At 69.7% G+C, this 10,034-nt stretch carries 7 protein-coding genes; 5 read left to right on the forward strand and 2 right to left on the reverse strand.

The window, feature by feature from the left end; translation table 11 throughout:
• The coding region (locus tag VFO68_RS15145; protein ID WP_325158916.1) for a peroxidase family protein at nucleotides 1-944 on the reverse strand (944 nt) is incomplete at its 3' end.
• Between the two features lie 491 nt (nucleotides 945-1,435).
• Between VFO68_RS15145 and VFO68_RS15150 the strand changes: the two genes are divergently transcribed.
• On the forward strand, nucleotides 1,436-4,186 hold the full coding sequence (locus VFO68_RS15150) for a lectin (protein ID WP_325158917.1): 2,751 nt from the start codon (nucleotides 1,436-1,438) through the stop codon (nucleotides 4,184-4,186).
• 405 nt (nucleotides 4,187-4,591) lie between these two features.
• Nucleotides 4,592-6,667: a prolyl oligopeptidase family serine peptidase gene (locus tag VFO68_RS15155; RefSeq protein WP_325158918.1), complete on the forward strand. Its 2,076-nt coding sequence runs from the start codon at nucleotides 4,592-4,594 to the stop codon at nucleotides 6,665-6,667.
• Between the two features lie 106 nt (nucleotides 6,668-6,773).
• On the opposite strand, the gene VFO68_RS15160 is transcribed toward VFO68_RS15155, so the two are convergent.
• Nucleotides 6,774-7,721: a hypothetical protein gene (locus tag VFO68_RS15160; protein WP_325158919.1), complete on the reverse strand. Its 948-nt coding sequence runs from the start codon at nucleotides 7,719-7,721 to the stop codon at nucleotides 6,774-6,776.
• A 57-nt stretch (nucleotides 7,722-7,778) separates the two neighbouring features.
• On the opposite strand from VFO68_RS15160, the gene VFO68_RS15165 reads away from it, so the two are divergent.
• The 3 genes from VFO68_RS15165 to VFO68_RS15175 all read left to right on the forward strand — a co-directional run.
• Nucleotides 7,779-8,534 carry a Sir2 family NAD-dependent protein deacetylase gene (locus VFO68_RS15165; RefSeq protein WP_325158920.1) on the forward strand — a complete coding sequence of 252 codons (756 nt, stop codon included), beginning with the start codon at nucleotides 7,779-7,781 and terminating at the stop codon, nucleotides 8,532-8,534.
• 62 nt (nucleotides 8,535-8,596) lie between these two features.
• On the forward strand, nucleotides 8,597-9,556 hold the full coding sequence (locus tag VFO68_RS15170) for a MoxR family ATPase (RefSeq protein WP_325158922.1): 960 nt from the start codon (nucleotides 8,597-8,599) through the stop codon (nucleotides 9,554-9,556).
• The coding region (locus VFO68_RS15175; protein WP_325158921.1) for a hypothetical protein at nucleotides 9,553-10,034 on the forward strand (482 nt) is incomplete at its 3' end. The genes VFO68_RS15170 and VFO68_RS15175, both read left to right, overlap by 4 nt.

Here is a 10,034-nt window from a genome sequence, read left to right on the forward strand (position 1 = left end):
GTGGAGTCAACGTTGTTCTTGTAACCGGAGTAGGCGGGAATCGGGACACCCATCGCGGGCAGCCACTCGTTGTAGGTGATGAACTGCTGCTCGGCGATGACCACCCGGCGGGCGATCTGGAACTTGTCCTCCTCGCTCAGCGACGACGGCAGCGAGGCGACGATCCGGTTGTGCTCCCTGGCGAACAGGGTGTGCGTCGCGGTGAGGAACAGGTTCTCGTTGGCCCGGACGTCGCCGGCCACCATCGCGCTGTTCGGGTTCGCGCGCAGAATGCCGTCGACATCCATGGGCGGTGCGGTGGCGGCGTTGCCGCGGGCGTCCCGCCGTGGCAGGTAGTTGTTCTGCATCAGCAGGCGGGCACTGTTGTTGGTCGGGTTGCCGTCGACCGAACCCTCACGCAGCCAGTCCAACCGCGTCGGGCTGCCGCTGTACACGGAGAACGCGTCGATGTAGGAGCTGACCGTGTTGATCTGCTGGCGCGGGTTGTTCACCCCGGTGCCCGGCGCGGGAGCCGAGCGGTCCATCTGGATGACGCCGAAGTCGTTGCGGAACTCTTCGAGCGGGTCGTTCGGATTGAACGCGATGTTCTGGGTGTCGGTGCCGGCCTGCCGCAGACCGAAGGTGTGGTCGAGGAACTGGCCCCACGTCCAACCCCAGGCGTCCAACTGCCGCTCGGAGAAGATGTTCTGGGCAACATCATTGATGAGGCGGTTGCTGACGCTGCGGGAGTTCGGCCCGGTGGGTGCCTGGCTGCGCCCGTCGGTGTAACGCGCCGCCGCGACGCGCGCGTACGGCCGGCCGGTCGCGCCCCAGGTGGGGTTGGCCACGTTGTTGCCGCTGCCATCCAGACTCTGGATGGCGAACGGAACGGCCGCCGATGCGGTGCCCGCCGACCCGACGAGGCCCAGCACCTGTGCGCCGGCGAGCAGAACCGCCGCGGACAACGTGATAAGCGGATTTCGGCGTCTGGTCGAGTGGACCAATCTGCGTGAGGAACCGAATGCAGGACTCACGTCATTCCTCTCCGTCGTTATTCGACGCCGAGAAAAACCGGATTATTCGGCGACAAAACGGACTGGGTGTGGTGGGTGAGGAGACGTGTCCGAACACCAGTTGCGCCGGCAGGCATAGGCGCCCCGAATCGCGCGCATGCCTGACTCACCGGTGGACGGGCACTGATTAAACGACAACGCTGTGGCGAGGCCCCGCCCGGACATTTCGGCACCTGGAGTAAGCCTGGACCGTGTCCAAACAACGGTCAATACCGGCATCACACCCCGTATCCCTTGGGGGGAACGGAAAACGCCGCCGACAAAACAGGCCGGACCGCTGGTCCAACCGGGCGAAGTCGGCGGCGCGCACCTTCCCTACCGCCGGACCACCTGCAAGGCTCGGACGTTGACAACGTTGTCACTCGTTATCGCGGGGAGCCCGGATGTCTCGGTCACAACTGTTCGCGACCCTTCTCGCCGCCGGCACCGCGCTGGCCACGGTCATGCTGCCGGTCGCATCCGGCGCCGCCGCCGCCCAGGTCGTGATCGACGACCCCGCGCAGTACGTGAACCCGTTCGTGGGGACCAAACCCGGCGGCCCCGACTTCGGTCATGGCGGCGGCGCCGGCAACACCTTCCCCGGCGCCGACGCGCCGTTCGGCATGCTGCAGTGGAGCCCGGACACCGTCACCCACCAGCACGGCGGCTACCACTACGACGACAACCGGATCAAGGGCTTCAGCCTCACCCACCTGTCCGGCCCGGGCTGCAGCGACTTCGGCAACGTGCCGTTCCTGCCGACCCTCGGCGCCAGCCCGGTCAGCCAGTACACGTTCTCGCACGCCAACGAGTCCGCCTCGCCCGGCTACTACTCGGTCGCCTTCGACAACGGCCTGCGCACCGAACTCGCCACCACCACCCGGTCCGGCATCGCCCGGGTGACCTACCCGGCCGGCTCCCAGGCATCCCTGTCCGTGGACGCCGCCAAGGCGTTCAACGCGGCCACCGGCTCGATCACGATCGGCACCAACACACTGTCGGGCTGGACCGAGAGCGGCGGGTTCTGCGGCGCCGGAAACCGCTACCGGCTGTACTTCCACGTCGCGTTCGACCGCTCGTTCCGCACCGCCGGGGTGGCCGGCGCGGACGGCAAGGTCGACCCGTCCCGGAACTCCATCGAGGGCAGCAGCCCCGGCACGGTCCCCCCGTCGCCCAAGACCGCCGCCACCCAGTCCGGTGTGGACACCCGGCCGGCTCCGGCTCCCGAGGCCACCACCGGTTCGGCGCAGGTCCTCGCCGCGGCGGCCTTCGTGTCGTTCGACACCAGCACCAACCGCACCGTGCAGTTCCGGGTCGGCGTCTCCTTCGTCAGCGAGGACGGCGCCCGGGCGAACCTGGCTGCCGAGCAGGGCAACCGTGGTTTCGACGAGGTCCGCACCGGCACCCGGACCGCGTGGAACGGCCTGCTCGGCCGGATCGCGGTCTCCGGCGGCACCGACACCCAGCGCCGCGTGCTGTACACGAACCTGTACCACTCCCTCCTGCACCCCAACGTGTTCAGCGACACCGACGGGCGCTACATGGGCTTCGACGGGCGTCTGCACAACGCGGCGGCCGGGCATGTCCAGTACGCCAACTACTCCGGCTGGGACGTGTACCGCTCGCAGGTCCAGTTGGTCGCGCTGATCGCGCCGGCCCAGGCGTCCGACATCGCGCAGTCCGCGATCAACCAGTCCATCCAGGGCGGGTACTTCGACCGGTGGACCGTGGCCAACGGCGGCACCGGCGTGATGAACGGCGACCCGTTGTCGATCATCGTGGCGAACATGTACGCGTTCGGCGCCACCAATTTCGACGCCGCCGCCGGACTGCAACGGATGGTCACCGGCAGCCACGACGCCCGGCAACGGCCCGGGTTCGCCCAGTACGACACGATGGGTTACGTGCCGCCGGGAACCAGCGGCGTGTGGGGCTCGGCCGCCACCACCCTGGAGTACACCAGCGCCGACTTCGCCGTCTCCGCCTTCGCCGCCCGGCTCGGCGACACCGCGACCGCCGAGCAGTACCTGCGGCGCGCGCAGTACTGGCGGGACCTGTTCGAGTCGCGCAACAAGTACCTCCAGCCGCGCAACGCCGACACCACGTTCCCGTCGTTCAGCCCCACCCAGCAGAACGAGTACGTGGAGGGCAACGCCGCGCAGTACACCTGGATGGTGCCGTTCAACTACCGCGGACTGTTCGACGCCATGGGGGGAAACGCCGCGGTGCTGCCCCGGTTGGACACGTTCTTCACCCAGCTGAACGCCGGCGGCGCGCAGCCCTACGCCTACCTGGGCAACGAGCCCAGCCTGGAGACCCCGTGGGCCTACGTGTACGCCGGTGCGCCCCACAAGGCTCAGGACGTGGTGCGCCGGGCGTTGACCACGATCTTCAAGGCGACGCCGGACGGGTACGTGGGCAACGACGACCTCGGTCAGATGTCGTCCTGGGCCGTGTGGGCCGCGATCGGCATGTACCCGGAGGTGCCCGGACGGGCCGAGTTGGTGCTGGCGAGCCCGCAGTTCCCGGAGATCACCATCACCCGGGGCACCGGCGCGGTGCTGACCGTGACCGCGCCCGGCGCCTCGGACACCCAGAAATACGTGCAGAGCCTGACCGTGAACGGTGTCGCGTCCAACCGTTCCTGGCTGCCCGAGTCGATCGTCACCGGCGGCGGCCGGCTCGCCTTCACCCTGTCCGCGACCGCCAACCCGGCCTGGGCCGCCGCGCCCGCCGACGCACCACCGTCCTTCGATGTCGGCCCGTCCCCCGCGCGCACCAACACGATCACCGGCCTGGCCGGCAAGTGCATGGACGTCGACCAGAGCAGCACCGCCGACGGCACCAAGATCGCGATCCACGACTGCAACGGGACCGCGGCGCAGGTATGGACGCTCGCCTCGGACGGCAGCGTCCGCGCGCTCGGCAAGTGCATGGATGTCGATCACAGCGGCCGCAGTGACGGGACCAAGATCCATCTGTGGTCCTGCAACGGAACCGGAGCGCAGCAATGGTGGCCGCGGCCGGGCGGGGCGCTGGTCAACCCGCCGTCGGGCAAGTGCCTGGACGTGCCGAACAGCAATACCGCCAATGGAACTCAGCTTCAGCTCTACACCTGTAACGCGACGGGGGCGCAAACCTGGCGTCTACCCTGATCTCGGTTCGCCTGGGGCACGGTTTACCCCCGCGAGTCCCCACTTCCAGCCCGGCGAGTTGCCACTTGGTGCGGTGCTCGGCTTTCTTCCGGAACGCCGGGGTGGTCGGCTGGGCGAGCGCTGGTTGCGGCGTTCCGTCCGGCTCCGCCCTGCCGTCGGGTGTCTGTGTCGGCTCCCAGTTCCGGGGTTGCCTGGTTGCCGTTCCCCGGCTGCGTCGGAACGCTCGGGGTGGTCGCCTTGGGTGGGCTGGGCCCGGCGTTCCGCGGCACGACTGTGGACAGGCCTGCCCACAGCCGTGCACCGAGGTCGTTCTCCCGCACTGCCGTTGTTGGTCGCCGTGGATCATCTGGAAGTGTGCAGGTCACCGGCATGATCCGGGCTGGCGTGGGCGATAGAATCAAACACATGATCGATTGGAAAGGGCAATGGCAGACTTCGGGTGTGACCGAGGCTCAGGCAGATGCTGACGACAACGATCCTTACCTCTGGTTGGAGGAGGTTACTGGCGACGAGGCCCTTGGCTGGGTGCGGGAGCGTAATGGGGAGACGGTCGACGATCTGACCGGGAGCGACCGGTTTGGCGAGTTGCGCGACCAGCTGCGGGAGGTGCTCGACTCGGAGGAGCGGATCCCGTACGTGCGGCGGCGGGGCGAGCATCTGTACAACTTCTGGCAGGACGGGGCGCATGCCCGCGGGTTGTGGCGGCGGACCACGTTGGACGAGTACCGGCGTGAGCACCCCGACTGGGAGACCGTGCTCGACCTGGACGAACTTGCCGCCCGGGAAGGTGAGAACTGGGTGTGGCAGGGCGCGACCGTGCTGCGGCCGGGGCACCGGTTGGCGCTCATCGAGCTATCCCGCGGCGGGGCGGACGCCAGTGTGGTGCGGGAGTTCGATCTGCATACCAAACAGTTCGTGACAGAGGGATTCGAGCTTCCCGAGGCGAAGAGTCAGGTCGGGTGGATCGACGAAAACCGGATCTATGTGGGGACGGACTTCGGGCCGGGTTCGCTGACCAACGCGGGATACCCGCGCATCGTCAAGGAGTGGCGGCGGGGGACGCCGCTGCCCGAGGCGGCCACCGTGTTCGAGGGGAAGCCGGATGATGTCGCCGTCTCCGCCTACCACGATCCGACCGAGGGGTTCGAGCGCGACTTCGTGAGCCGGAGCCTGGATTTCTGGCGGGCTGAGCGGTACCTGCGGACCGATGACGGGCTGGTTCGGCTGGACGTGCCCGACGATGCCAAGATCAGCGCGCACCGCGAGTGGTTGCTGATCACGACGCGGACCGAGTGGGCCGTGGGGTCGACCACCTACCCGGCGGGGGCGTTGCTGGCGGTGCGGTTCGACGACTTCCTTGCCGGCCGGCGGGAACTCGACATTCTCTTCGAGCCGGATGAGCACACGGCGCTGCAGTACCACGTCTGGACCCGGCACCACCTCATTCTGGTCACGCTCACCGACGTGACGAGCCGGGTGGAGGTGCTCACGCCCGAACCGCACGGGTGGCGGCGAACGGCTCTCGCCGATGTGCCCGACCTGTCCTCGGCGGACGTGATCGACACCGACCCCGACCACAGTGACGAGTACTTCCTCGACCTCAGCGGCTACACGCAGCCCGCCACGTTGCAGCGCGGGGAGATCGGGCAGGCCGCGGAGATCGTCAAGCAGGCGCCACTCTTCTTCGACGCCACCGGCCTGACCGTGCGGCAGTTCTTCGCCACCTCGGCGGACGGCACGCGGGTTCCGTACTTCGTGGTGGGGCGGCCCGACGACGAGCCCGGGCCCACGCTGCTCTACGGGTACGGCGGGTACGAGGTGTCGCTCACGCCGGCCTACAGCGGCACGATCGGGCGGGGTTGGCTCGCCCGGGGTGGAACCTATGTGGTGGCCAACATTCGCGGCGGCGGGGAGTACGGCACCCGCTGGCACACCTCGGCCATGAAGGCCAACCGGGTCCGGGTCTACGAGGACTTCGTCGCGGTGGCAACGGATCTCGTGGAACGTGGGATCACCACGCCGCGGCTGCTCGGCATCCAGGGTGGCAGCAACGGCGGTCTACTCATGGGGGTCATGCTCACCCACCATCCCGAACTCTTCGGCGCGATCGTCGCCCAGGTGCCGGTGCTGGACATGCGGCGCTACCACCGGCTGCTGGCCGGCGCCTCGTGGATGGCCGAGTACGGCGACCCGGACGATCCGGCGGACTGGTCGTACCTGCGGCACTTCTCGCCGTACCACAATGTCCACAGTGGACACAAATATCCACCACTGTTGTTGATCACATCTACTCGGGACGATCGGGTGCATCCGGCGCACGCGCGGAAGATGGCCGCCAGACTGCGCGAGTCCGCCCACGATGTCCAGTACTACGAGAACATCGAGGGCGGACACGGCGCCGCGGCCGACAACGAACAACTCGCCTTCCGGTCGGCCCTGGCCTACGAGTTCCTGTGGCGGCGGCTGGGCTGTGTTCAATAAAGGGGCGCGGGATCGGATCTGCGGGGCAGGCCATGCCACCAGCCCAAGATCGCCTTCCCTGGATTGTGGCCTGCCGCCACAGATCCGATGCCTTCGGCCGAGCGCGCTAGGACCGGTAGCCGTTGCGGGTGTAGGTCAGGCTGAACGCACCCTTGTTGGCGAAGTACACCGACACCAGGTAGGCCGGGTCGGTCGCGAGCATGCCGCGGGGCACGTCGGCGCCGTCGTTCTGGTCGTCCCAGCCCCACGGCGCGTTGGCGGCGTTGTCCGCGCCGTTGTCACCGCGGAACGTGCCGGGCCCGGCGAAGGTGACCGGGTCGGACCGGCGGGCCCACAGGCCGCCGGCCGCGAAGACGTCAGCCAGTTGGTAGGCCACCGATCGGTCGTTGCCGCCGGACGGCACCTCGGCCGGCCCGGCGCCGGGGAGGTACACCACTCCGTCGTTGCCCGGGAAGGCAGCGCCGTTCCAGCCGAACACCCCGTGCCCCTTGGCCTCCTGCCGGGTGGTGGGATGCGCGCTGCCGCCGACGGCCTGCGTGAGCAGGGTTCCGTCCACGCTCTCCCGGCCACTGGTGAACGTGCTCCCGGCCGGCACGTAGGAGTAGAAGTCGTTGTGTGCCACGGTGACCATCGCCTCCAGCCGGCCGAACGCGGTGCCGTCCCTGCGCACGGTCAGCAGCGCGCCCTCCATGTCGTTCTCGTGGGTGAACAGGTCGAACGGGTCGGGAAAGTCCTCCCAGTCGCGCGGGTGGTAGAAGCCGTAGAGCAGGAACCAGTGGGTCTCGGTCTCCACCACCGAGTAGTACGTCCAGCCGGCCAGGGTGGCCGGGTTGTCGTCCTGGTGCTCCCAGTTGTTCAGGGTGTTCCACTCGGCGTCGTAGTCGATCCGGGTGAGGAAGTCGGCGTCGTAGTCGGACGAGTCGGTGTCCTGGTAGTGCACCGGGGCCCAGCGCAGGGCCAGTTCGGCGTCGGTGGCCGCCGCCGCGGGAACCGGGCCGGCCAGCAGCAAGGGCGCGGCGGCGAGGGCCGCGACGAGGCAGCGGAGCAGGGTCATGGAATCCGCACCTTTCGAACGCAGGGTGAAAGAGCCTCACCTACGTACCATCGAGGGGTGAGTGCGAGCGAGGATCTGCTTGACCGGGCGCGGAAACTTGTCGCGCGGGCGAACCGGATCGCGGTGCTCACCGGCGCGGGCATCTCCACCGAGTCCGGCATTCCGGACTTCCGGGGCCCGAACGGCCTGTGGACGAAGAACCCGGGCGCCGAGCGGATGTCCAACATCCAGGCCTACCTCGCCGATCCCGAGGTCCGCCGCAACTCCTGGCAGGCCCGGGCCGCCCATCCCGCCTGGACCGCCGCGCCCAACGCCGGTCATCGCGCGCTGGTCGACCTCGAGCGCACCGGGCGCCTGCTGGCGATCCTCACCCAGAACATCGACGGGCTGCACCAGCGCGCCGGGTCGAACCCCGACCTGGTGGTCGAGTTGCACGGCACCATCTCCGACACGGTCTGCCTGACCTGCGACGACCGCCGGCCGATGCGCGCGGCGCTGGACCGGGTCGCGGCCGGCGAGCCCGACCCGCCCTGCCGGCTCTGCGGCGGCATCCTGAAATCCGCGACTATCTCCTTCGGACAGGCGCTCGACGTCGACGTGCTCGACCAGGCCCGTGCCGTCGCCCGGTCCTGCGACCTCATGCTGGCCGCCGGCAGTTCGCTGACCGTGCAGCCGGCCGCCGGGCTGGTCGGGCTGGCCGCGCAGGCCGGAGCGACCGTGGTGGTGTGCAATGGTTCCGCCACGCCCTACGACGGCCTGGCCGCGGTGGTGCTGCGCGAGCCACTCGGCGCGACGCTGCCCGCTCTCGTGTAGCGAATTGCGGTTCGCGAAATGCGCATCCTCGTTGTGGCCGGCTCGTTATCTCATTCGTGAGAATGCTTGCATCGGCAACGACGGCACTCGCGCAGGTCGTGCTCGACGAGATCGAGCAGGCCGTCGTGGGTAAGCGGGACCAGCTCAGGCTGATCCTGCTCGGACTCATGGCCCGCGGCCACGTGCTCATCGAGGACCTGCCCGGCGTGGGCAAGACGCTGATCGCCCGCTCCTTCGCGGCCGCGCTCGGCCTGCGGTGCACCCGCATCCAGTTCACCCCCGACCTGCTGCCGGCCGACCTGATCGGCGCGACCGTCTACGAGCAGTCCAAGAAGGTGTTCAACTTCCGGCCCGGCCCGGTGTTCACCAACCTGCTGCTGGCCGATGAGATCAACCGGACCCCGCCGCGGACCCAGGCGGCGCTGCTCGAGGCGATGGCCGAGGGGCAGGTCAGCGTGGACGGCAACACCCACCGGCTGCCCGACCCGTTCTTCGTCCTGGCCACCGACAACCCGATCGAGCACGAGGGGACCTACCCGCTGCCCGAGGCCCAGCTGGACCGCTTCGCGCTGCGGGTGCGGCTGGGCTACCTGAGCCGGCCCGGTGCGCTGGAGATGCTGCGCCGCCGTCTGGACCGCGGCTCCACCCCGCTCGAGCTGCGGCCGGTGGTCGGCCCGGACGAGGTGCTGGCCATGCGCGAGTCCCTGGAGTCGGTCACGGTCCCGAACGAGATCCTCGAGTACGTCGTGGAGCTGGCCGCCGCCTCCCGCGAGCACGCCCAGGTGGAGGTCGGGGTGAGCCCCCGGGCCGAGCTCGACCTGGTCCAGCTCACCCGGGCTCGCGCGGTGCTCTGCGGCCGCGACTACGTGACCGTGGATGACGTCCGGATGCTGGCCCGGCCGGCCTGGGCGCACCGGATCAGCCTGGCGCCGGAGCTGTGGGTGCGGCGGGTGACCGGCGAGCGGATCGTCGAGGAGCTGCTGGGCCGGCTCCCGGCGCCGCGGCTGCGAGAAGCCGGATGACCCGCCGGCTGGCCCTGCGCTGGTGGCCCTCGCCGCTGGCGCTGGCCCTGGCCACCACCTCGGCACTGGCGCTGACGCTGGCCGTGCTGGACCGCCGGCCGGAGCTGATCGCGTTCACCGCGCCGCTGATCGGCGCGCTTGCCGGCGGCTGGGGGTGGGGACGGCCGCCGACGCACGTGGAGTTGCACGTCGAGCAGCCCACCCAGCGGTGCTTCGAACAGGACAGGGTGCCGATCGACGTGCGCGCCACGGCGGTCGGCGGGACCGCCCGGTTCGCCGTGCGCGCGCTGGCGCCGGCCGGGCTGGAGGCGGCGCCCGGAGGGGTGCGCGCCGGCAGCTGGGGCCGGTTCGCCGTGCGGGTCCGGATCACCGCCCGGGCCGGGGGCGGGCTGCTGGTCGCCACCGCGGTGAGCGACGCGGTCGAGGTCCGGGTCTATCCCCGGCCGGCGCCGCTGCGGGCGCGGATCCGGCCGGGCGA

Origin of the sequence: Actinophytocola sp. (assembly GCF_035712165.1) — a bacterium.
Classification (GTDB): Bacteria; Actinomycetota; Actinomycetes; order Mycobacteriales; family Pseudonocardiaceae; genus DASYTH01.

Bases quoted from the DNA above. Each gene is read 5' to 3' on its own strand.
- VFO68_RS15160 (WP_325158919.1), bottom strand. From the start codon at position 7,721: ATGACCCTGCTCCGCTGCCTCGTCGCGGCCCTCGCCGCCGCGCCCTTG.
- VFO68_RS15170 (WP_325158922.1), top strand. From the start codon at position 8,597: ATGCTTGCATCGGCAACGACGGCACTCGCGCAGGTCGTGCTCGACGAG.
- VFO68_RS15155 (WP_325158918.1), top strand. From the start codon at position 4,592: ATGATCGATTGGAAAGGGCAATGGCAGACTTCGGGTGTGACCGAGGCT.
- VFO68_RS15150 (WP_325158917.1), top strand. From the start codon at position 1,436: ATGTCTCGGTCACAACTGTTCGCGACCCTTCTCGCCGCCGGCACCGCG.